This window comes from Delftia sp. SD018 (genome assembly GCF_017355445.1).
Lineage (GTDB): Bacteria > Pseudomonadota > Gammaproteobacteria > Burkholderiales > Burkholderiaceae_C > Comamonas > Comamonas acidovorans.
In genome coordinates, this window is record NZ_JADDRN010000015.1 from 138,373 (window position 1) to 159,083 (window position 20,711).

Below are 20,711 nucleotides of genomic sequence, written 5' to 3' on the forward strand. Positions count from 1 at the left end.
CATGGGATGATTCAGGCTTATGACCGCGCCTTCCGTTTCCCTCGCACCCTGGCACATAGAGCCGCTGAACCCGGCCGAGGCGCCGTGGCCGCTGCTGCTGTCGGCGGATCCGTCGCGGGAGAAGGTGCGCGGCTATCTGGCGGGCTCCACCTGTTTTGCCGCGCGCGAGTCCTTCCAGCGCGAAGGCCAGCCGCCGCGTCCCGGCGGGCGCGGCGAGGTATTGGGCATGTGCGTGCTGGTGCCGCTGCGCGCCAGCGGCGATGAGGCCTCAGGCCCACCCGCCTGGGAGCTGATGAACATCGCGGTTGCGGAATCGCTGCACCACCGGGGCCTGGGCAGCGCCCTGCTGCGGCGTGCCATCGAATGGGCGCGCTCCCAGCGAGCGCCGCGCATCGAGGTCGGCACGGGCAGCTTCGGCGACCAGCTGGTCTTCTACCAGCGCGCGGGTTTTCGCGTGACGGGCATAGACCGGGATTTCTTCCTCAGGCACTACACCACCCAGCTGTGGGAGCGCGGCGTGCAGCATCGCGACATGCTGCGCCTGACGCTGGAGCTGGGCACGGGCCGCTGAGGGCCTCGCGGGCGAGGTGAATCACGGGGAGTGAGGGCATGGCGTGATAATTGAGACGCATTCCCATCCCATCACCTGTCCTGCCGCATGCCCGCCCATTCCCTGCCGCCACCTCCCGTCGCCGTGCTCTACGCAGACCACCATGGCTGGCTGCAAGGCTGGCTGCGCCGCAAGCTGGGCGACACCGCACAGGCGCAGGACCTGACGCACGACACCTTCGTGCAACTGCTCACCACCCGCCACCTTCCACCGCTGGACAACCCGCGCGCCTACCTGACCACCATGGCCAAGCGCACGCTGTTCTCCTTCTGGCGCAGGCGCGACCTGGAGCAGGCCTACCTGGAGGCGCTGGCGGCCCAGCCCGCCATGCACATGCCCTCGGAAGAGGAGCGCTATGCCATCGTGCAGGCGCTGCAGGCCGTGGACCGCGTGCTGCAGTCGCTGCCACCCACCACGCGCCGCGTGCTGCTGCTCAACCAATTGCACGACATGCCCTACCGGGAGATCGCGCTGCGCCTGGGCATTGCCGAGATCACCGTGCGGCGCCACATGGGGCGCGCCATAGCCGCCTGCTGCGCACTGGACTGCGCAACGGCGCTGCCGCAATGAGTGCCACCTCGGCCGCCGCCCTGCGCCAGCAGGCCATCGCCTGGCTGGTGGAGTCGCGCTCGGGAGCCATGACCGAGCACCAGCGCAAGGCCCTGGACCATTGGCGACAGGCCGACCCGGCCCACGAAGCCGCGTGGTCCCAGGTGAGCGGCTCGCTGGAGCGCGTGCTCCAACCGCTGGCGCCCCACACCTCCAGCCATGCGTCAGCCGATGCAGCGCTGAGCGCACTGCTGCAGCCCGACCGCCGCCGCAGGCGCATTGCGGGCGGCGCACTGGCCTTTGCGGGCGCGGCCCTGGGAGGCCTGGTAGCCCACCGATTCACGCCTTTGCCTGGCCTGCTGGCCGATGCCCATACCGCCACGGCCGAGCGGCGCAGCCTGGAGTTGGCCGACGGCAGCCGGCTGCTGCTGGACGCGCGCAGCGCCATCGATATCGACCTGGGCGCCGACCGCCGCCGCGTGCATCTGCGCCAGGGCGCGCTGATCGCGCAGGTGCCGGCCGGCAGCCCCTTCACCGTGCAGACCCGGCATGGCCAGGCCCAGGTGCCGGCAGCGCACGGCGCGCGCTTCATGGTGCGCCTGCAGGAAGAGCGCACGCAGGTGGCCGCGCTCGCGCAGGACGTGGACCTGCACACACGGCTGGGCGCACAGTCTCCGCTGCAGGCCGGCGCCAGCGCCTGGATGGACGGGGCCGCCATTTCCGAGGCCCTGGCGCGCGCCGAGGCGGCAGCGGCCTGGCAAAGCGGCATGCTGGCCGTGGACGATTGGCCGCTGGACTCGGTGGTCGACGCCCTGCGGCCTTACCGGACCGGCCTGTTGCGCGTCGCCCCTGCCGCCTCCCGGCTGCGCGTGCTGGGCACCTTCCCGCTGGACGATACCGACCGTGCGCTGCAGGCGCTGGCCAGCAGCCTGCCCATCCGCGTGACGCGTTACCGAGGCGGCTGGCTGACGCTGATCGATGCGGCCTGAGGCCCGGTCAACGCGGGGCTCCAAAAAAAAACTGCGCCAGAGGTGATCACATCCGGCCCGCTCGCGCGACATGTCATGTGTCATCCCCCATTCTCCGGAGTCCACAAGCATGTCCCGCTCTCTTTTCGCATGGCGCCCCGTGGCCCATGCCGCAGCCCTGGCCGCCCTCATCGCCACCCTGCCCGTCCAGGCCCAGACCGCCCAGGAGGCCGCGATAGCCTCCGGCGCCGAAGCCGCCCAGCGCCAACGCTATGACCTGCCAGCCGGGCCACTGGCCCGGACGCTGCTGGCCATTGGCCAGCACAGCGGCCGCACGCTGTCGCTGGACCCCGCCCTGGCCTCGGGCAAGCAGGCGCCGGCGATCCAGGGCAGCTACACGGCGGAGCAGGCGCTGCAGGCCGCGCTGGCCGGCAGCGGCCTGGTGCTCACGCGCGATGCCCAGGGCGTGCTCGGCGTGCGGCCAGCGCCCCAGGCCAGCGCCCTGCCTGCGTCGGCAGCGCCTTTGCCGGAGCAAGGCGTCAGCCTGGCCACGGTGACCGTGTCCGGCAAGGCCCCGGGCTCGACCACGGAGGGCACGGACTCCTACACCACAGCATCGTCCAGCAGCTCCACGCGCCTGAACCTGGCTCCCCAGGAGACGCCCCAGGCGCTGACCGTGATGACGCGCCAGCGGCTGGAGGATCTGGGCACCACGCGGCTCAGCGACATGCTGGAGGCCGCGCCCGGCATCATCGTCACGCGCGACGGCCTGGGTGCCGAAAGCGACGGCTACTGGTCGCGGGGTTTCGAGATCCAGAACTATGAGATCGATGGCGTGCCCACGGCCGCCGGCCTGAACCAGTACACCCAGCACATGGCCATGTACGACCGCGTGGAGATCGTGCGCGGCGCCACGGGCCTCATCAGCGGCATGGGCAACCCCTCGGCCACCATCAACCTGATCCGCAAGCGCCCCACGGCCAGACCCCAGACGCAACTCAATGTCGATGCCGGCAGCTGGGGACGCCGAGGCGCGGGCCTGGACATCTCCCGCCCGCTGAACCAGGACGGCTCGGCCCGCGCGCGCCTGGTTGCGGACTACCAATCGGGCGATGCCTGGCTGGAGCGCTACCACCAGGACTCGCGCCTGCTGTACGGCATCGCCGAGGTCGATCTCGACGACCGGACCCTGTGGACCGTGGGCTTCAGCTACCTGCGCAACGATGTGGATGCGCCGATGCGCTCGGGCCTGCCGTCGCGGTTTCCGGACGGCAGTGCCACCCGGCTGCCCCGCGCCCTGAACGGATCGCCGAACTGGTCGTACAACAACCATGAGCAAAGCGGCTTCTTCACCTCCATCGAGCGCGAGCTGAGCGGCGGCTGGACCGGCAAGGTCGAGTACGCCTACGGCCAGGACCGCTACGACTCGGTCTACACCTACCTCAACGGCACGCTGCAGGCCGATGGCAGCGGCACCAGCCTGCTGCCCGTGCGCTTTCAGGGCCAGCCGCGCCAGCACAACCTCGACATGTACCTGACCGGCCCGCTCAAGCTGTTCGGCCGCGAGCACGAGTTGATCGCCGGCCTGACGCTGTCGCGCTTCGAGGACAAGGGACCCACCTCCGGCAGCTGGCTCTACGACTACTCCGACTCGGCCGCAGGCCGCATAGACAACCTGTTCACCTATGACGGCAGCAATCCCGTGCCCGACTTCGCGGCCAGCGGCCGGTTCTCCACCAAGGAGCACCAGTACGCAGGCTATCTGACCGGACGTTTCCGCATCTCCGAGCCGCTGCGCCTGATCCTGGGCAGCCGCCAGATCTACTGGGGGCGCGACACCGCCAGCACGCCGGACACAGGGGAAGCCACCACCACCCGCGCCCGGGAAAACGGCGCCTTCATCCCCTACGTGGGCGCCGTCTACGACATGACGCCCCAGTGGGCGCTGTACGCCAGCTACACCAAGATCTTCAATCCCCAGGCCTCCTGGGTGCGCGACGAGAACAATGCCACGCTGGCGCCCATGGAAGGGCGAGGACTGGAGGTCGGCATCAAGGGCAGGCACCTGGACGGCAAGCTCAACTCCAGCCTGGCCCTGTTCAACCTCAAGCAGGACAACCTGGCGGTGTGGCAGGCGCAATTCCCGGGCAGCAATGTCTACAAGGCCGAGCAGAACACCACCTCCCAGGGGCTGGAGATGGAACTGAGCGGCGAGCTGGCGCCGGGCTGGCAGGTCTCAGCCGGCTATGCCAACACCCTGACCACGAATGCAGAGGGCCAGCGCATCAACACCATGCTGCCGCGCAACAGCGTCAAGCTCTTCAGCAGCTACCGCCTGGGCGGCGCACTACAGGGGCTGACACTGGGCGGCGGAGTGAACTGGCAAAGCGAGGTAGGCGACGCCACGGTACGGCAGGCCAGCTATGCCGTGGTGAACCTGATGGCACGCTATGACATCGACCGGCACTGGAGTGCTTCGGTGCACCTGAACAACGCGCTGGACCGCAAGTACTTCAGCTACGCGGGCTACTACAGCCACTACGGCACGCCGCGCAATCTGATGGTGGGCGTCAAATACCGCTTCTGAGCCAGGCTCTGAGCCCGGTCCCCGACCTCCTGCCGGCCTGGCCGGCAGGGGGCGGCCCCGCTCAGTCCGAGGACAGCTTCATCAGCACCAGGCCCGAAACGATGAGCACGGCCGCGCCGATGCGCATGGCGCTGACCTGCTCGCCCAGGACCGTGATGCCGACCAGGAAGGCGCCCACGGCGCCGATGCCGGTCCAGATCGTGTAGGCCGTGCCCAGCGGCAGGCTGCGCATGGCCACGGCCAGCAGGCCGAAGCTGGCGATCATGGTGACGATGGTGATGGCGCTGGGCACCAGCCGCGTGAAGCCGTGCGATTGCTTCATCGAAAACGCCCAGACCACTTCGAGCAGCCCCGCCACCAACAGATAGACCCATGCCATGGAAAACTCCTTGTGGAGCCGGGTCGTCCCGGCGCATGCATGTCCCGATGTGGGGGAGGCCGTCCTCCTGGCAGAAGGGCTTGCGCCTTGCTGCATGGCCGCCAGTTTAGGAGAAAGCCGTCCAGTGGGCCGCACCCAGGCTGTTGCCCCATTGCCGCCTGGGTGGTTGCTGCACAACAGCGGCCAGGGCGTCAGGCGGCCAGCGCCTCTTCCTGCTCGGCCAGCAGGATGTTGCCCACGGTGGCGCCCAGGCCGGCCACGCGCTTGCGCAGCTTGAGCACGGCCTTGTCCTTGCTGATCAGCAGCGCCTGGTGCTGGCTGGCCAGGTCCAGGAAATGCTGGTCGTCGGGGTCGGTGCAGGCAAAGCGGATGCGCGGCGCATCGGCCACGTATTCGACCGCTCCGTCAAAGGCCGAGAGCACGCCCTCGACCGTCTTGCCGTAGAAAGCCACGCGCGGCGCGATCTGGCTGTAGTGCAGCACGCGTTCGAGTTCGAGGCGCTGGGCCTGGTCGGCAATCCAGCGCATCTGTCCCTGCTCCACCAGTTCGCGGATCGGCGGAACATGCGGATCGTCGAAGATCAGCATGTCAAGGACCACATTGGTATCGAGCACCACGGGCCGGGGCAGGGGACCTTCGTAGCCGTCGTTGCACTGCGGCCAGCGCAGCACGATCTTCATGGCGCGGCGCCCTCTGCCGGGCCTTCGGCGGCCTTTCTGGGCTTGACTGCGCCACGGATCATGTCGAAACGGAACAGCCGGCATTCGATGGGGCCGTTCCACATGGGCGTGCGGCGCGCCTCCTTCAGGCGCATCTTGCCGGGCAGCTTGAGGTCGGGCGTGAGCATCCAGGCGCTCCAGCCGCTATAGTTCTTCTTCCAGTGGGTGGCCAGCTGGCTGAAGAATTCCACTCCGTCCTCGGTCTGGGCCGTCTCGCGGCCCGCGCGCTCGACCACTTCCATGCGTTCACCGGCACTGCGGCCGGCCGAGCCGGCTGCGGCAATGCGCTCGCCATAGGGCGGGTTCAGCAGCATCAGGCCGGGCTGCTCGCAGGGCGGCATGCGCTGCAGCGCGTCGCCACCGCGCAGTTGCACGGTCTGGCCCACGCCAGCGCGCTCGGCGTTGCGCTGGGCAAAGTCCACCATGCGGTGGGACACGTCGGAGCCATAGATGGCCACGGGGCTGTCGGGCAGGATGGCGGCCTCGGCCTCGTCCAGCATGGCTTCCCACACATGCCTCTGGAAGGGCACCAGCTTCTCGAACGCGAAGCGCCGCAGGATGCCGGCCGGAATGCGGCGTGCAATCTGCGCAGCCTCGATCAGCACCGTGCCGCTGCCGCAGCAGGGGTCGTACAGCGGCTGGGGATCGTCGCCATGCGGGTCCCAGCCCGTGGCGGCGATCATGGCCGCGGCCAGGGTTTCCTTGAGCGGCGCATCGCCCTTGTCCTCGCGCCAGCCGCGCTTGAACAGCGCCTCGCCCGAGGTGTCGATGTAGATGGTGGCCTCGTCGGTCGTCAGGTGCAGGTGCACGCGCACGTCGGGGTGGCGCGTTTCCACGTCGGGGCGCACGCCCTTCCTGTCGCGGAAGCGGTCGGCAATGGCGTCCTTGACGCGCAGCGCCGCGAAGTTGAGGCTGGTCAGCGGGCTGTGCTGGGCCGTGACCTCGATCTTGAAGCTCTCGCGCGGGGAGAACCAGATCTCCCAGGCCACTTCGCTGGCGGCGCGGTACAGGTCGTTCTCGTTGCGGTACAGGGTCTGCGACAGCTGCACCAGCACGCGCTGGGCCAGCCGGCTGTGCAGGTTCAGCAGCAGGGCGTCGCGCCACAGGCCGCGCACCATCACGCCGCCACGGCCCACCATGAGGTCGTGGCCGCTCAGGCCGGTGATCGCGTGGACCTCGTCGGCCAGAAATCCCTCAACGCCGGCGGCGCAGGGCAAAAACAGATGCAGTTGGTTCATAGCTTGGGTGCCGAGCATACGCGCACCGCGATTCCCCGCGCAGGCGCCAGCCGAAACCCGCTTGCCTGCGCTTCGGCCCGGGCCTACAGTGGAAGCAACCGCGAGGGAGAGCACCATGAAGCCTCGAACCACGCCCGTCCACACGGATTTCCTCGGCGCCACGCAGGCCGCACGCCTGGTGGCGCAGGTCGGCGTTGCCGCCTGCCTGGCCGGCCTGGCCGATGCCATCGAGGAAGACTTCGCACGCTGGCCCGATTTCGAGAAATCGGCCCGCATCGCCCACCATTCGCCCGGCGGCGTGATCGAGCTCATGCCCGTGTCCGATGCGCTCGACTACGCCTTCAAGTACGTCAACGGCCACCCGGACAACGCCGATCGGGACCTGCCCACGGTGATGGCCTTCGGCGCCCTGGCCGACGTGGCCACGGGCCTGCCGGTCTTCCTGTCCGACCTGACGCTGGCCACGGCGCTGCGCACCGCCGCCACCTCGGCGCTGGCCGCGCGCCGGCTGGCACGGCCGGGCTGCCGCAGCATGGCGCTGATCGGCGCAGGATCGCAGTCCGAATTCCAGGCCCTGGCCTTCACCCACCTGCTGGGCGTGGAACGGCTGCGCATCTTCGACATCGATGTCCAGGCCATGCGCAAGCTGGTGGACAACCTGGGCCATGCGGGCATCGCGGCCCAGCGCATCACCTGCTGCGCCAGCAGCGCCGAGGCCCTGGAGGGCGCCGACATCGTGACCACGGTGACGGCCGCCAAACACCGCGCCTGCGTGATCGCCGATGCCGACGTGCGCCCGGGCACCCACATCAACGCCGTCGGCGGCGATTGCCCCGGCAAGACCGAGCTGCCTCTGGCACTGCTGCGGCGCGCGCGCATCTTCGTGGAGTTCACGCCCCAGACGCGCGTGGAAGGCGAGCTGCAGCAATTGCCCGCCGACGCGCCCGTGACCGAGCTGTGGCAGGTCATCAACGGCCAGGCGCCGGGCCGCGGGCATGACACGGAGATCACGCTGTTCGACTCCGTGGGCTTTGCGCTGGAGGACTATTCGGCCCTGCGCTGGTTGCGCGCGCTGGCCCACGACACCGGACTGATGCAGTCGATCGACCTGGTGCCTGCGCTGGCCGACCCCCGCGACCTGTACCGGCTGGTGCGCGAGGCCGGGCAGGCAGAACGCGGCTTTGGCTGACACGGGGACTGCATACCATGGGTCCCATGAGCATGAACACCCATACGACCCCGCAGACCGCGCGCGCCCTGAGACTCATAGGCGTGCCCACCGACATCGGCGCCAGCCGCCTGGGCAGCGCCATGGGCCCCGACGCACTGCGCGTGGCCGGCCTGGGCCCGGCGCTGCGCCAGCTGGGCTGCCAGGTGAGGGACATCGGCAATCTGGCAGGCCCGCCCAATCCGCAGACACCGCCCGAGCAGGGGCTGCGCCACCTCGCACCGGCCCGCGCCTGGATGGACGCCGTGCACCAGGCCGTGGGCCAGGCGCTGGACGACGGCGAGCTGCCGCTGATGCTGGGCGGCGACCACAGCCTGGCCATGGGTTCGATCAGCGCCGTGGCCGCCCACTGCCGCCGACGGGGCCGCGCGCTGCGCGTGATCTGGCTGGACGCGCACGCCGACTGCAACACGCCCGATATCTCGCCCAGCGGCAACCTGCACGGCATGCCCGTGGCCAGCCTGTGCGGCCTGGGGCCCGCGGAGCTCACCGCGCTGTCCCAGGGCGGCGATCCGGCGCTGGCAGCCGCCTCGCTGTGCCAGATCGGCCTGCGCAGCGTGGATGACCAGGAAAAGCGCCTGCTGCATTCGCTGGGCGTGGAGGTCTATGACATGCGCGCCATCGACGAGCTGGGCATGCGCGAGGTCATGCGCCGCGCGCTGGAAGACCTGGAAGGCAGCGACACCCACCTGCACCTGAGCTTCGACGTGGACTACCTCGATCCCGACATCGCGCCCGGCACCGGCACCCCCGTGCGCGGCGGCCCCAGCTACCGCGAGGCCCAGCTGTGCATGGAGATGCTGGCCGACACCGGACGCCTGGGCTCGATGGATCTGGTGGAGCTCAATCCCGCACTGGATGTGCGCAACCAGACGGCCGAACTGGTGGTGGACCTGCTGGAGAGCCTGTTCGGCAAGAGCACGCTGGTACGGGCCGATCGCTGAGGCCGCTCAGGCTGGCGAGAGCGAAACACGCCAGCCGTCGCCCGTTGCGTCCGTGGTAAGGCGCACGGGCACAAAGCGCACAGGCACAAAGCGCTCGATCACCTCGAAATTGCTGCGCGCATGCGGCGTCAGTTCCGTGCAGGTGTAGCTGGCGCCGCGCCCGCTGCGCCAGACGGCCAGCGCCAGCGGCAGGGCCCATTGGTCGGCCAGGTACGGGCCCAGCGCGGCCCGGCTGCCCTGGTGGCGGCGCACCTCGCGCGCCAGGTCATGCGCCACCTTTTCGGCGCTGACGCCCTTCATGCCGAATTGCGTGAACACTTCGCTCAGGTGCTCATAGGCCAGCGTGGCAAGCAGCGCGTTGCCCGGCCCCTCGTTCTGGCGCACGGCAGCCACCTGCAGCTGCTCGCCAGACCAGCCCAGGGCCTGGCCCAGATGGTCCAGTTCGCGCTGGGCCACCGCGCGTGGCAGCGCGGGCGCAAAGCATTCGGCATGGCTGGCCACGGGGGCGCCGCGTTCGGTCATATCGAAAGGCACAAGCCCATTGGTTGCCGGTGTGATCGTCACGTCCATCTCGCCGCCACCGGCCGGATAAAAGCCCAGCCGGCGCAGCCGCAGTTCGCAGCGCGCGCCCAGCCTGTGCAGCAGCGGCGCATAGCTGCGCTCCAGGAAATGGAAGGGTGGCGCGGCCGGGTTGTGGGTGCCGCCGCCCAGGGTCAGGCGGCTTTCGCCATCGGCCAGCATCAGCGCGGGCCACAGCGTCTGCAGCAGCAGGGTGCAACTGCCCGCCGAGGCGATCACGAAGCGGTACTCGCCCGCACGCACCGGCCCCGGCGCAAATTGCAGCGCCTGCGAATTCATCTCGGCGCCCTGCATCTGCGCGCCGCAGATTTCGGCGGCGGCATTGACGCAGGCCAGGTGCTGGCGCATCAGGCCCGGCTTGGCGCGCCCGGCACGGATGCGCTGCATGGCAAAGGGCTGACCCGTGCACATGGACAGCGCCAGCGCGCTGCGCAGCATCTGGCCTCCGCCCTCCCCGGCGGAGCCGTCGATCTCGATCACTTTCATTTTTCTCTTTCATTCATTGCCGCCAAAGCGCGCCACGGCATCCCGCAGATAGCGGTCCAGCGGCGCCGCATCGGCCTGCTCCCCCGGATCGGGCGCATGGGCCATGGCATGGGCCAGCTCGCGCTCTAGGAAATCATGGACGCGCACCCGGCGCGGCCCCTTGGCGGCCTCGCCCAGGCGCATCTTGAGCTCCAGCAGCTCATTGAGCTCGGCCAGCAGGCCTGCATCCTCCAGCGTGCCCGCCGCCAGCTGTGCAAAGCGCATGGGCGGTGCACCGCGCCCATCGCGTATCCAGCGCGCGGCCAGCAAGGGGCGCAGCACGTAGAAGTATTTCTTGTAGCGCACCACATCGCCCTGCAGGTGGGCGCGCAGGTTCTTGCGCGCCATGGCCACATAGTGGTGGTAGCCGCGCACCGGCGAAAAGCCCTGCTCGGCCAGCAGATGCAGGCGCTCGGCCCAGGGCTGCTCCTGCCGGTAGACCACGGGCGAGCGCAGCCATTCGAGCAGCGTGGGGTTGGAGGCGCGCAGCAGCCCCAGCGCCTTGCGCAGCTCCCAGCCGCTGACATCGAGCTCGCCGCTGAGCGGCTGCTCTATGACATCGCGGCCCGGCGCCACCGTCAGATACCAGGGCAGGCGGTGGACATAGATGAAGCGCACGTCATAGTCGCTGTCAGGCGAGGCAAAGCCCCAGCCGCGGCTGCCCGACTCGCAGGCAAACAGCACCGTGACCTCGTGCCTGCGCTCCACCTCGGCCAGATTGGCCAGCACCGTGGCGCGCATGGCATCGGAGACCGGATGCGCGCTCAATACCTTCTCTTCCCTCATGCTCTCATCCTGCTTTCTTTTCAATTGCCACGCCTCATAAGACTGGCAAGCCCCAAGCGAGGGACACCGAGGAAGGGCCGCCCCGCACCGAGGGGGTCGTCCCCCTCCCCCGCGAAGCGGGTAGAGAGGGGGAAGCCGCATAGCGGCTCAGGGGGTGCCTATCCTTTCACGCACACCACTTGCTTCAGGGTGTGCACCACCTCCACCAGATCCTGCTGCGCGGCCATGACCGCATCGATGTCCTTGTAGGCCATGGGAATCTCGTCCACCACATTGGCATCCTTGCGGCATTCCACGCCCTCGGTGGCCTTGATGTGGTCCGCCACGCTGAACATCTTCTTGGCCTTGGTACGGCTCATCACGCGGCCCGCACCGTGGCTGCAGCTCTCGAAGCTCTCCGGGTTGCCCAGGCCGCGCACGATATAGCTGCGCGCGCCCATGCTGCCCGGGATGATGCCCAGCTCGCCGCGCCGCGCGCTCACCGCGCCCTTGCGGGTGATGAACACGTCCTGGCCGAAATGGCGCTCCTGCTGCACGTAGTTGTGGTGGCAGTTCACCGCCTCCACATGCGACTCGAAGGGCTTGGCGATCACCTTGCGCACCGTGGCGATGAGGTTGGCCATCATCACCTCGCGGTTGCGCATGGCGAACTTCTGCGCCCAGGACACGCCGCGCACATAGTCGCCAAAGTAGCGGGCCCCTTCCTCGAAATAGGCCAGGTCCTTGTCGGGCAGGTTGCGCTGATGCAGTTCTGCGTCCTTCTTGGCCAGCTCGATGAAATGGGTGCCGATGGCATTGCCCACGCCGCGCGAGCCCGAGTGCAGCATGAACCACACGAAGCCCGCCTCGTCCAGGCAGATCTCGATGAAGTGGTTGCCGCTGCCCAGCGTTCCCAGGTGCTTGCGGTTGTTGGTGTTGGCCAGGCGCGGATGCAGCTCGCACAGCAGGTCGAACTCATCGGCCAGCGTGGCCCAGACCTGGTCCACCGACACGGGCGGGTTCTCCCAGCTGCCGGGATCACGGCCCCGGTGGCGCGGCACCGAGCCATGCGGCACGGCCTGCTCTATCGCCGAGCGCAGCGGGCCCAGGTTGTCGGGCAGGTCCTCGGCGCGCAGCGTGGTCTTGGCGGCCATCATTCCGCAGCCGATGTCCACGCCCACGGCCGCCGGGATGATGGCCTTGATGGTCGGAATCACCGAGCCCACGGTCGCGCCTATGCCCAGGTGCACGTCGGGCATGGCCGCGACATGCTTGAACACCACGGGCAGGCGCGCGGCGTTCTCCAGCTGCCTGCGCGCCTCGTCCTCCACGGGCACGCCCTTGGTCCACATCTTGATGGGGACGCCGTTTTCCACGTTGTGTTGCAGGTAGTTCATTGCGTTGTCCTTCAGTCTTCTTGTCTGTTCGTCTTGTTTAGGTCTTGCTGCCGCGCGGCTCATCCACGCATCAGGCGAGACAGGTCCCGCTTGCGGATGGCGCTGCCCAGGCTTTGATAGTCCCGCAGCGGGAATTCATGCTCCAGCCAGCGCTTTCTGTATTCCTCTACACCCATGCCGCAATAAATACCGTCCAGCACGCGGTACACGCTGCGCACCACGTCCTCGCGGGCCACCTGCCCACGGGCCAGCACTTCATAGTCATCCATGGCGGTGATGCCCCAGCTGGCCCAGTCCGCGTACTGCCGCAGCTCGTATGAAAGGGTGTCGCGGTCACCCTCCATGCTCAGGTGCACTTCGCCGGGCTCGTCCATGAACACGGCGGCAGCGCGGTGCGCGCCCTTGGCCAAGGCCAGCGCCATGGCGGCCAGATCACCCAGCGAATCATGCAGGTAGGACACGGCACACACCAGGTCCTCCTCGGGCGTGCTGAACTTCAACGTCGCCCAGCCCGCCTTGCCCACCTCATAGCTCCATAGTTCTTCGAATGCGACCATGGCCGTACCTCTCTTTTGTTTCTTCGTTGTCCGTTGTGTCCCGACCAGCCTGCCGGTCAACGCATCTTCACCAGCCCGTTGAGCACCTGGTCCAGCCCGCCGAACACGGAGATCTTGTCGATGCGCTCGGCCACGCGTTCCAGCGTCTCCAGCTCCTTCATGCGCAGGGCCACGGGGTTGTCCTCCATGACCTTGGCGGTGTTGAGCAGCGAGCGCGTGGCCGCCGTTTCCTCGCGGCGGCGGATCACGTTGGCCTGGGCCTGCTTTTCGGCCTGCACCACCTGGGTCAGGATGGCCTTCATCTCGCCGGGCAGCACGATGTCCTTCACGCCCACGCTCTCCACCACCATGCCGAAGGGCTGCAGCTTGGCCGCCATGTGTGCGGTCACCACGTCGTCGATCACCGTCTTGTTCTCCAGCAGCTCATCGAGGGTGCGGGTGCCCACGGCGGCGCGCAGCGCGAACTGCAGTTCGCGGTACAGGTGCTCGGCGGGCTTTTGCAGCTGGGCAAAGGCGCGCAGAACGTCGGTGTGGCGATAGGTCGCGCTCAGGTTCAGGCGCAGGCTCACCTTGTCGCGGGTCATGATGTCCTGGCCCGAGACCTCGACGGCCTGCAGGCGCAGGTCCACCAGCTCCACGGCAATGCTGCGGCCGAACTTCCAGAACGCATGGCTGCCGGCCTGCAGCAGGCGGTCCACCTTTCCGTCGATGGTCAGCAGCGCGCACTGGCCTGCGGGCACCTGCACCTGCAGCACGCCGTTGAGGCCGGACACGCTGCGCTGGCGCAGCTGCGTCTGGGTCAGGCGCGCCGCCAGGGCGGCGGGCAGCTCGGCGCCGGCCTGCAGGTCGACCACCTGCACGCCCACGTCCACCAGTCCCTTCCAGTACAGGCGGCGCGTGCCGGGCGGCAGGATCTCGACCAGCACGCCGTTTTCGCTGCGCAGGCCCGCCTCGGTTTCGGACAGTTCCACGCGCAGGAATTCGGCGGCCACCACGGCGGGCTCCTGGGCCATCAGGTAGTCGGCCAGGCCGTGCGTGAAGGCGGGCTGCTCCAGGGCAAAGGTTTCCACGCGCAGCTGGTCGGTGCCGGCAAACAGCCAGTGCCGGCCGCTGTGCAGCACGCGCTCGAAATCGCCATTGCGCAGCAGCAGGGCGCGTTCGTTCTTCTTGATGGTGATGCGTTGGATCTTCAGCATTTCTTCTTCTCCTCGTTCGGCGTCTTCGCCGCAATCAATAGGGGTGCCGTTACAGCAGCGGCGGGGTTCCAGGGGGCACGGCCCGGGCCTTGCAGTGCGCCGTGGCGGCAACCCTGGAAACAGGTTGCAGCGTGGCTGGCTGCGGGCGCGGACCGTGCCGGGACCTGGCACAGCCGCCGCCGCTGACGGGTGGCGGCCTTGGGCTGCATCGCAACCCGGTGGCCACCTCCCGCGTTCGGCGGGTGGTCTTTCGACCGTTTCAATAGCCCGGCCTTGCGGCCGGAAGAGTGGACAGGAATCGAACCTGCGACAGTCCTCTTGCGAGGGTGCTCTACCAGACTGAGCTACCAGTGGCTGGCAAGCCTGGAGTCGAACCAGGCGTCCCTTGCGGGACGGTTTCCACAACCTTGCCGTTACCCAGCGCCTGCGGCGTGCGGCATGCGGGAAATCGACAAGCCCCTGAGGGCCCGGACTTCCGGCACCGGCGGGGCGGGCCTTTGCCCCAACCCCGGCCTGTGAGCGGTCACCGCCTGCACTGGATGCCTTGGTTATTGCGAGATGCGTGCCAGCCTGGCCTCAGGCGCCAAACAATTCTTCAACCCATTGATTTATTTGAATAAATCTCAAATCACACTTTTCTTGACTTCTTATTCGATTCAAAGAAACTAGAATTTCAGCTATTCAACTAGACAAAAAAATGAAAAAGAAAAAGGTCGTCATCGGCTTTCTGGGTACGCAGCTGGACTCCGGCAGGGGCGCGGGGCGCTGGGAAAAATGGCGGCCGACCCTCTCCCTCATGCAGCACGAGGATCTGGTGGTGGAGCGGCTGGAGCTGCTCTACACGCCGCCCCATCTGGCCCTGGCGCAGCTGCTGCAGGGCGACATCGCCACGGCATCGCCCGAGACCCAGGTGAACCTCGTGCCCATGGACATTGCCGATCCCTGGGATTTCGGCGAGGTCTATGCGCGGCTGTTCGACTGGACGCAGGCCTACCGCTTCGACCCCGAGCGCGAGGAGTACTGGACGCACATCACCACGGGCACGCACGTGGCACAGATCTGCCTGTTCCTGCTGGTGGAGTCGCGCCGCATTCCCGGCGTGCTGGCCCAGACCTCGCCACCCCGGCGCCAGCGCATGGGCGACCCTGGCAGCTATGCGCTGATCGACCTGGACCTGTCGCGCTACGACGTGATCGCCCAGCGCTTCGGCGCCGAGCAGAGCGAGGCCGTGCAATTTCTCAAGAGTGGCATCGCCACGCGCAATGCCGGGTTCAACGCGCTGATCGACGAGATCGAGCGCGTGGCCGTGCGCTCGCGCGCGCCCATCCTGCTCACGGGTCCCACGGGTGCGGGCAAGTCGCATCTGGCGCGGCGCATGTACGAGTTGAAGAAGGCCAGGCACCAGGTGCAGGGCGATTTCGTGGAGGTCAATTGCGCCACGCTGCGCGGTGATGGTGCGGCCTCGGTGCTGTTCGGCCACAAGAAGGGCGCGTTCACGGGCGCTGCGGCCGACCGCGCCGGCCTGCTGCGCAGCGCGCACCAGGGCGTGCTGTTCCTGGACGAAATCGGCGAGCTGGGCCTGGACGAACAGGCCATGCTGCTCAAGGCGGTGGAGGAAAAGCGCTTCTATCCCATGGGCAGCGACCGCGAGGTCAGCAGCGACTTCCAGCTGGTCGCCGGCACGCACCGCGACCTGCGCATCGACGTGGCGCAGGGGCGCTTTCGCGAGGATCTGTTCGCGCGCATCAACCTGTGGTCCTACGCGCTGCCGGGCCTGGCCGGGCGCCCCGAGGACATCGAACCCAACATGGACCACCTGCTCGCGCGCTCGGCCGACGAGACCGGCCAGATGGTGCGCTTCAATGTGGAGGCCCGCGAGCGCTATCTGCGCTTTGCGCGCTCGCCCGAGGCGCTGTGGAGCGGCAACTTCCGCGACCTGTCGGCCAGCATGACGCGCCTGGCCACGCTGGCCGACGGGGGGCGCATCTCCACGGCCCTGGTCGATGCCGAGATCCAGCGCCTGAAGTGGCTGTGGCAAAGAGGCGATGCCGTGCAACCGGCCGGCGCCAGCCTGCAAAGCCTGCTGTCTGCCGAAGTGCTGGAACCACTGGATCTGTTCGACCGCATGCAGCTCGAAGCGGTGGTGCGCGTGTGCCGGGAGTCGCCTTCGCTGTCCGATGCGGGGCGCCGCCTGTTCGACCGGTCACGCACCCAGCGCAGCGTGGTCAACGATGCCGACCGCCTGCGCAAGTACCTGCTGAAATTCGGCTTGAAGTGGGATGACGTGGCCGGCCGAACGCCATAGACACCACGATGGCGCGATGGCGCGATGACGAGTTTGCGCGCCTGGGCTACAGCGCCTTGCGCAGCGTGGTCGGCGGGATCTTGAGCAGCTCGCGGTACTTGGCCACCGTGCGCCGCGCGCATTCGATGCCCTGCTCCTTGAGCATGTCGGCCAGCTGGTTGTCCGACAGCGGCTTCTTGGGGTCTTCGGCCGCGACGAACTGCTTGATCAGCGCGCGCACGGCCGTGCTGGAGGCATTGCCACCGGCCTCGGTGCCCAGGCCCGAGCCGAAGAAGTACTTGAGCTCGTAGGTGCCCTGCGGCGTGGCCATGTACTTGGCCGTGGTCACGCGGCTGATGGTGGATTCATGCAGGCCCAGCGCATCGGCAATGTCGCGCAGCACCAGCGGGCGCATGGCCAGCTCGCCATGCACGAAGAAGTTCTTCTGGCGCTCCACGATGGCCTGCGACACGCGCAGGATGGTGTCGAAGCGCTGCTGGATGTTCTTGATGAACCAGCGCGCCTCCTGCAGCCGCTGCTGCAGCGCTGCATGGCCTTCGCTGCCCCTGTGGCTGCGCAGCGCGCTGGCATAGATGTCGTGCACGCGCAGCTTGGGCATGACGTCGGGGTTGAGCTGCACGCTGAAGTCCATGCGGCCCGCGCCGCTGCGCACGGGGCGCACGATGACGTCGGGCACGACGATCTGGCGCTGCACGTCGGCAAAGCGCCGGCCCGGGCGTGGCTCCAGCCGGGTGATCAGCACCAGCGCCTCGCGCAGCCGCTCCTCGCGCGCACCGCACAGGCTGGCGAGCTTGCGCAGGTCGCGCCGCGCCAGCAGGTCCATGGGCTGGGCGCAGATGTCCAGCGCGGTGCGCAGCACGGCCTGCCGGTCTTCGTCCTCGGCACTGCCGTTGCCTTCGCGCTCGGCATCGGCCAGCTGGTCGCGCAGTTGCAGCGTCAGGCATTCGGCCAGGTCGCGCGCGCCCACGCCCACGGGCTCCAGGCTTTGCAGCAGGCGCAGCGCCACGGTGAAGCGGTGCACCAGTTCCTCGCACTCCTCCAGGTCGTCGCCCGCCAGGCCCTGTGCCAGCTCGTCAAGCGGATCTTCCAGGTAGCCGTCGTCGTTGAGGTTCTCGATCAGAAAGCGCAGTGCGGCGCGGTCCACCTCGCCCAGGCGCAGGCTCAGGGCCTGGCGGTGCAGGTGGTCGGTCAGGCTTTCGGCGCTGCGAGCCAGTTCGGTGGCATCGGCCTCGTCTTCCTCGCCCTGCCCGCGCGTGCGGCTGGAGGGCGCATCGCTGCCCCAGTCGCGGTCATCGTTGCCCGAGTTGGTCTGGCCGTCGCCTTCCCAGCTCAGGGACTCGGCCGTGCCGGAAGTCTCCACGGCATCGCCGGAGGATGCGTCCGCCGAGGGCTCCCACTCCACCGCCGCCGAAGGCTGGTCTGCGCGGCTTTCCTGGAAGGACTCCGTGGCCTCGGCGCCGGGCGCGGCAGGCTCGCGGGTGCCGGCAGCCGCATCGTGATCGCCCTCCTCGTTCGCCAGCTCCAGGAAGGGGTTGTCGCCCAGCATCTGCTCCACTTCCTGCGCCAGCTCCAGCGTGGACAGCTGCAGCAGCTGTATCGACTGCTGCAGCTGGGGAGTGAGCGAAAGATGCTGGGAGACGCGCAGCGACAGACCGGGCTTCAAGCGGCAGCTCCTTCGCGCAGACAGTCTCGCAGACGGGCCAGGCAGGGCATGGCGCTACATCCGGAAGTGTTCGCCGAGGTAGACACGCCGCACTTCGGCGTTGTCCACGATCTCCTCGGGTGTGCCCTGGGCGAGCACGTGGCCGTCGCTGATGATGAAGGCATGGTCGCAGATGCCCAGCGTCTCGCGCACGTTGTGGTCGGTGATCAGCACGCCGATGCCGCGCGCCTTGAGAAAGCCGATGATGCGCTGGATCTCGATCACGGCGATGGGGTCGATGCCGGCAAAGGGCTCGTCCAGCAGGATGAAGCGCGGCTGCGTGGCCAGGGCGCGCGCGATCTCGACGCGGCGGCGTTCGCCGCCCGACAGCGCCAGCGCAGGCGATGCGCGCAGATGGTCCACGCGCAATTCCTGCAGCAGCGCCGTCAGGCGCTCCTCGATGACGCTGCGCGCCAGCGGCCGGCCCTGCTCGTCCCTTTGCAGCTCCAGCACGGCGCGCACGTTGTCCTCGACGCTGAGCTTGCGGAAGATCGATGCCTCTTGCGGCAGGTAGGACAGGCCCAGGCGCGAGCGCTGGTGGATGGGCATGTTGCCCACGGCCTGGCCGTCGATGAAGATGTCGCCGCCGTCGCTGCGCACCAGGCCCACGATCATGTAGAACGAGGTGGTCTTGCCCGCGCCGTTGGGGCCCAGCAGGCCCACGACCTCGCCCTTTTTCACGGACAGCGACACGTCCTTGACCACCTTGCGGCTGCCGTAGGACTTGGCCAGATGGCGTGCCTGCAGGCTGCTGCCCTGGTCGGCGCGTGCAGTGGCAGCCGGGGCTGCGGCTTGCCCGCTCATCGCTTGGTACCGCCGAGGCTGTCCAGGCTGTTGCTGGGCTGCAGGGACGTGCCCGGCGTGCCCGCTGCGGGGGCGCGCGGCTGCGAGCCCGGCGTGCCTTCCTTGGGCGCCAGCACGGCGCGCACGCGACCGCCCTGGCCGGCCGTGGAGCTGGGCTGGCCACCGCTGGTCTTTTGCCCGTCAACGGTGAACACGTCGGTGAGGTTGTTGTAGACGATGATGGAGCCGGTGATCTCGTCGCTGAGCTGGCCGCCGCGATAGCGGCGCAGTTCGCCGCGGCGGATGAACTTCACGAGGTCGGCCTTGCCGTCGTATTCGATGACCTCGCCCTCGCCTTCCACGAACTCCTCGGGCTGGCCCGGCACGGTATCGCGCTTTTGGCGGAAGAAGGCACGCTTGCCCGCCTCGGCCGTCACCACGCCGTACTGAAAGCCTTCAGGGTCTTGCCGCACATCGAGCTGGGCGCCGCGCAGCACGATGGTGCCCTTGGTCATCACCACGTTGCCAGTGAAGACGCTGGTCTGCTTGAGTTCGTCATGGCGCAGCGCATCAGCCTCGATGTTCATGGGCTTGGTGCTGTCGGCCTTTTCGGCCTGGGCCATACCGGCGAAAGCCGCCAGGGCGGCGGCGAGCAGGAGGGAGGAAAGTCGTTGTTTCATGGAGGGCACGCTTCTTGCATCCATTGTAGGGGGTGTCGCGCGCAACCGTTCCTGGCGTCTTTCAACGGGCACGGAAAGCGCTGACACAAAGGCACAAAAAGAGGTTTCCAAAAGCGACAGGCCCGCGCAATGGCGGGCCTGTCGCGGACTGGCTGGGCCGAGGCCCGGGCCTCAGCCCTTGCGGCTGGTGGCGATCAGCTGATCGACCACGCGCAGCACATTGGTCATGTTGCCGGCCTTGGTGCCGTCGGTGTAGTAACGGCCCGCCACGCCCATGGCCGGCACGCCTTCCACGTCATAGTCCTGCTGCAGCTGGGTGGCCTTGCGAACCTGGTTGGAGACGCTGAAGGAGTTGTAGACCTCCTTGAACTTGGCCACGTCCACGCCCTGCTTGCCCACCCAGGCGAAGATCTCGTCGTCCTTGGCCAGGCGGTTGCGTTCCACATGGATGGCGTGGAAGGCGCGCGCATGCATGGTGTCCAGCAAGTTCATGCCTTCGAAGGCGTAGTAGAGCTTTTGCTGGGGCACGAAAGTGGCGTTGAAAGCCACGGGCACGCGGTGCACGACCACGTCGGCCGGTGCCTGGTTCTTCCAGGCGGCAAAGGTGGGCTCGAACGCATTGCAGTGCGGGCAGCTGTACCAGAAGAACTCGACCACCTCGACCTTGCCGGCGCCGGCGCTGGTGGGTGCGGGTTTGGCCAGCTTGATGTAGTCCTTGCCCTCCTTGGGCGCTGCGGCCTGGGCCTGGGCGGCGGAAGTGCCCAGCGTCAGTGCGCTGGCAGCGGCTGCCGAGGCAGCCAGGGAAAAGTCGCGGCGATTCATCAAAACAAACTCCTCGTTCAATGCTGCAGGTTAGGAGGCAGGGGCCCGCCAAAAGTTCAGCGCTCTTGTTGCAACGCGCTTTCAGCGTGCGGCGCGCACCAGCGTGGACTCGACCCCGGCGCCATCGAGCTTTTGCTTGAGCTGCTCGGCATCGTCGCGCTTGGTGAACGGACCCACA

Annotated in this window: 19 protein-coding genes and 1 pseudogene; 7 read left to right on the top strand and 13 right to left on the bottom strand. The window is 68.2% G+C overall.

Translation table 11 applies throughout. The features are described 5' to 3' along the window. Positions 1 to 19: 19 nt before the first annotated feature. From INR38_RS16535 to INR38_RS16550, 4 genes are all read left to right on the top strand, one after another. Complete coding sequence (locus INR38_RS16535; RefSeq protein WP_034389533.1) at positions 20 to 571, top strand: GNAT family N-acetyltransferase; 552 nt, start codon at positions 20 to 22, stop codon at positions 569 to 571. Between the two features lie 87 nt (positions 572 to 658). Next, on the top strand, positions 659 to 1,180 hold the full coding sequence (locus INR38_RS16540) for a sigma-70 family RNA polymerase sigma factor (RefSeq protein WP_207442979.1): 522 nt from the start codon (positions 659 to 661) through the stop codon (positions 1,178 to 1,180). After that, positions 1,177 to 2,148, top strand: a complete 972-nt coding sequence (locus INR38_RS16545) for a FecR domain-containing protein (protein ID WP_207442978.1) — start codon at positions 1,177 to 1,179, stop codon at positions 2,146 to 2,148. Before INR38_RS16540 ends, INR38_RS16545 begins: the two co-directional genes overlap by 4 nt. 109 nt (positions 2,149 to 2,257) lie before the next feature. Further along, on the top strand, positions 2,258 to 4,714 hold the full coding sequence (locus INR38_RS16550) for a TonB-dependent siderophore receptor (protein WP_207442977.1): 2,457 nt from the start codon (positions 2,258 to 2,260) through the stop codon (positions 4,712 to 4,714). Positions 4,715 to 4,775: 61 nt separating this feature from the next. Here the strand turns inward: INR38_RS16550 and sugE are convergent, their stop codons facing one another. The 3 genes from sugE to INR38_RS16565 form a co-directional block, all read right to left on the bottom strand. Beyond that, positions 4,776 to 5,093 carry a quaternary ammonium compound efflux SMR transporter SugE gene (sugE, locus tag INR38_RS16555; RefSeq protein WP_012202617.1) on the bottom strand — a complete coding sequence of 106 codons (318 nt, stop codon included), beginning with the start codon at positions 5,091 to 5,093 and terminating at the stop codon, positions 4,776 to 4,778. Between the two features lie 191 nt (positions 5,094 to 5,284). Next, positions 5,285 to 5,773 carry a putative toxin-antitoxin system toxin component, PIN family gene (locus INR38_RS16560; RefSeq protein WP_012202616.1) on the bottom strand — a complete coding sequence of 163 codons (489 nt, stop codon included), beginning with the start codon at positions 5,771 to 5,773 and terminating at the stop codon, positions 5,285 to 5,287. Further along, positions 5,770 to 7,050, bottom strand: a complete 1,281-nt coding sequence (locus INR38_RS16565) for a THUMP domain-containing protein (protein ID WP_012202615.1) — start codon at positions 7,048 to 7,050, stop codon at positions 5,770 to 5,772. The genes INR38_RS16560 and INR38_RS16565 overlap by 4 nt, the downstream gene beginning before the upstream one ends. A gap of 115 nt (positions 7,051 to 7,165) precedes the next feature. Here INR38_RS16565 and INR38_RS16570 point away from each other — a divergent pair, with 115 nt between their 5' ends. Both INR38_RS16570 and rocF read left to right on the top strand, forming a co-directional pair. Continuing rightward, on the top strand, positions 7,166 to 8,239 hold the full coding sequence (locus tag INR38_RS16570) for an ornithine cyclodeaminase (protein WP_012202614.1): 1,074 nt from the start codon (positions 7,166 to 7,168) through the stop codon (positions 8,237 to 8,239). A 17-nt stretch (positions 8,240 to 8,256) separates the two neighbouring features. After that, entirely contained in the window at positions 8,257 to 9,222 is a 966-nt protein-coding gene (gene rocF / locus INR38_RS16575) for an arginase (protein ID WP_207442976.1), read from the top strand. Positions 9,223 to 9,228: 6 nt separating this feature from the next. Here rocF and rtcA read toward each other — a convergent pair whose 3' ends face one another. The 5 genes from rtcA to INR38_RS16600 all read right to left on the bottom strand — a co-directional run bounded on the left by rtcA (position 9,229) and on the right by INR38_RS16600 (position 14,241). Next, complete coding sequence (gene rtcA, locus INR38_RS16580; RefSeq protein WP_099734990.1) at positions 9,229 to 10,287, bottom strand: RNA 3'-terminal phosphate cyclase; 1,059 nt, start codon at positions 10,285 to 10,287, stop codon at positions 9,229 to 9,231. Positions 10,288 to 10,296: 9 nt separating this feature from the next. Beyond that, positions 10,297 to 11,112 carry a nucleotidyltransferase domain-containing protein gene (locus INR38_RS16585; protein ID WP_063327618.1) on the bottom strand — a complete coding sequence of 272 codons (816 nt, stop codon included), beginning with the start codon at positions 11,110 to 11,112 and terminating at the stop codon, positions 10,297 to 10,299. A gap of 158 nt (positions 11,113 to 11,270) precedes the next feature. Continuing rightward, the gene (locus INR38_RS16590; RefSeq protein WP_207442975.1) at positions 11,271 to 12,488 is read right to left on the bottom strand and encodes an RtcB family protein; all 1,218 of its coding nucleotides are present in this window, start codon (positions 12,486 to 12,488) and stop codon (positions 11,271 to 11,273) included. Between the two features lie 59 nt (positions 12,489 to 12,547). After that, positions 12,548 to 13,045 carry a hypothetical protein gene (locus tag INR38_RS16595; RefSeq protein WP_207442974.1) on the bottom strand — a complete coding sequence of 166 codons (498 nt, stop codon included), beginning with the start codon at positions 13,043 to 13,045 and terminating at the stop codon, positions 12,548 to 12,550. A 56-nt stretch (positions 13,046 to 13,101) separates the two neighbouring features. Next, positions 13,102 to 14,241 carry a slipin family protein gene (locus tag INR38_RS16600; protein WP_180318399.1) on the bottom strand — a complete coding sequence of 380 codons (1,140 nt, stop codon included), beginning with the start codon at positions 14,239 to 14,241 and terminating at the stop codon, positions 13,102 to 13,104. A 697-nt stretch (positions 14,242 to 14,938) separates the two neighbouring features. Here INR38_RS16600 and rtcR point away from each other — a divergent pair. Then, complete coding sequence (rtcR, locus tag INR38_RS16605; RefSeq protein ID WP_207442973.1) at positions 14,939 to 16,546, top strand: RNA repair transcriptional activator RtcR; 1,608 nt, start codon at positions 14,939 to 14,941, stop codon at positions 16,544 to 16,546. Positions 16,547 to 16,592: 46 nt separating this feature from the next. Here rtcR and INR38_RS16610 read toward each other — a convergent pair whose 3' ends face one another. From INR38_RS16610 to INR38_RS28725, 5 genes and pseudogenes are all read right to left on the bottom strand, one after another. Next, complete coding sequence (locus INR38_RS16610) at positions 16,593 to 18,209, bottom strand: RNA polymerase factor sigma-54 (protein ID WP_207442972.1); 1,617 nt, start codon at positions 18,207 to 18,209, stop codon at positions 16,593 to 16,595. A gap of 54 nt (positions 18,210 to 18,263) precedes the next feature. Further along, positions 18,264 to 19,052: an LPS export ABC transporter ATP-binding protein gene (gene lptB, locus INR38_RS16615; protein ID WP_012202605.1), complete on the bottom strand. Its 789-nt coding sequence runs from the start codon at positions 19,050 to 19,052 to the stop codon at positions 18,264 to 18,266. Next, the gene (gene lptA, locus INR38_RS16620; protein ID WP_013804753.1) at positions 19,049 to 19,711 is read right to left on the bottom strand and encodes a lipopolysaccharide transport periplasmic protein LptA; all 663 of its coding nucleotides are present in this window, start codon (positions 19,709 to 19,711) and stop codon (positions 19,049 to 19,051) included. Before lptA ends, lptB begins: the two co-directional genes overlap by 4 nt. Positions 19,712 to 19,882: 171 nt before the next feature. Then, positions 19,883 to 20,533, bottom strand: a complete 651-nt coding sequence (locus tag INR38_RS16625; protein ID WP_071954005.1) for a thiol:disulfide interchange protein DsbA/DsbL — start codon at positions 20,531 to 20,533, stop codon at positions 19,883 to 19,885. An 81-nt stretch (positions 20,534 to 20,614) separates the two neighbouring features. Continuing rightward, positions 20,615 to 20,711: pseudogene (locus INR38_RS28725) on the bottom strand (sporulation protein); the annotation flags it as partial.

Coding starts and splice junctions, on each gene's coding strand:
- INR38_RS16535 (WP_034389533.1), top strand. CDS start 20: ATGACCGCGCCTTCCGTTTCCCTCGCACCCTGGCACATAGAGCCGCTG.
- INR38_RS16540 (WP_207442979.1), top strand. CDS start 659: ATGCCCGCCCATTCCCTGCCGCCACCTCCCGTCGCCGTGCTCTACGCA.
- INR38_RS16545 (WP_207442978.1), top strand. CDS start 1,177: ATGAGTGCCACCTCGGCCGCCGCCCTGCGCCAGCAGGCCATCGCCTGG.
- INR38_RS16550 (WP_207442977.1), top strand. CDS start 2,258: ATGTCCCGCTCTCTTTTCGCATGGCGCCCCGTGGCCCATGCCGCAGCC.
- sugE (WP_012202617.1), bottom strand. CDS start 5,093: ATGGCATGGGTCTATCTGTTGGTGGCGGGGCTGCTCGAAGTGGTCTGG.
- INR38_RS16560 (WP_012202616.1), bottom strand. CDS start 5,773: ATGAAGATCGTGCTGCGCTGGCCGCAGTGCAACGACGGCTACGAAGGT.
- INR38_RS16565 (WP_012202615.1), bottom strand. CDS start 7,050: ATGAACCAACTGCATCTGTTTTTGCCCTGCGCCGCCGGCGTTGAGGGA.
- INR38_RS16570 (WP_012202614.1), top strand. CDS start 7,166: ATGAAGCCTCGAACCACGCCCGTCCACACGGATTTCCTCGGCGCCACG.
- rocF (WP_207442976.1), top strand. CDS start 8,257: ATGGGTCCCATGAGCATGAACACCCATACGACCCCGCAGACCGCGCGC.
- rtcA (WP_099734990.1), bottom strand. CDS start 10,287: ATGAAAGTGATCGAGATCGACGGCTCCGCCGGGGAGGGCGGAGGCCAG.
- INR38_RS16585 (WP_063327618.1), bottom strand. CDS start 11,112: ATGAGGGAAGAGAAGGTATTGAGCGCGCATCCGGTCTCCGATGCCATG.
- INR38_RS16590 (WP_207442975.1), bottom strand. CDS start 12,488: ATGAACTACCTGCAACACAACGTGGAAAACGGCGTCCCCATCAAGATG.
- INR38_RS16595 (WP_207442974.1), bottom strand. CDS start 13,045: ATGGTCGCATTCGAAGAACTATGGAGCTATGAGGTGGGCAAGGCGGGC.
- INR38_RS16600 (WP_180318399.1), bottom strand. CDS start 14,241: ATGCTGAAGATCCAACGCATCACCATCAAGAAGAACGAACGCGCCCTG.
- rtcR (WP_207442973.1), top strand. CDS start 14,939: ATGAAAAAGAAAAAGGTCGTCATCGGCTTTCTGGGTACGCAGCTGGAC.
- lptB (WP_012202605.1), bottom strand. CDS start 19,052: ATGAGCGGGCAAGCCGCAGCCCCGGCTGCCACTGCACGCGCCGACCAG.
- lptA (WP_013804753.1), bottom strand. CDS start 19,711: ATGAAACAACGACTTTCCTCCCTCCTGCTCGCCGCCGCCCTGGCGGCT.
- INR38_RS16625 (WP_071954005.1), bottom strand. CDS start 20,533: ATGAATCGCCGCGACTTTTCCCTGGCTGCCTCGGCAGCCGCTGCCAGC.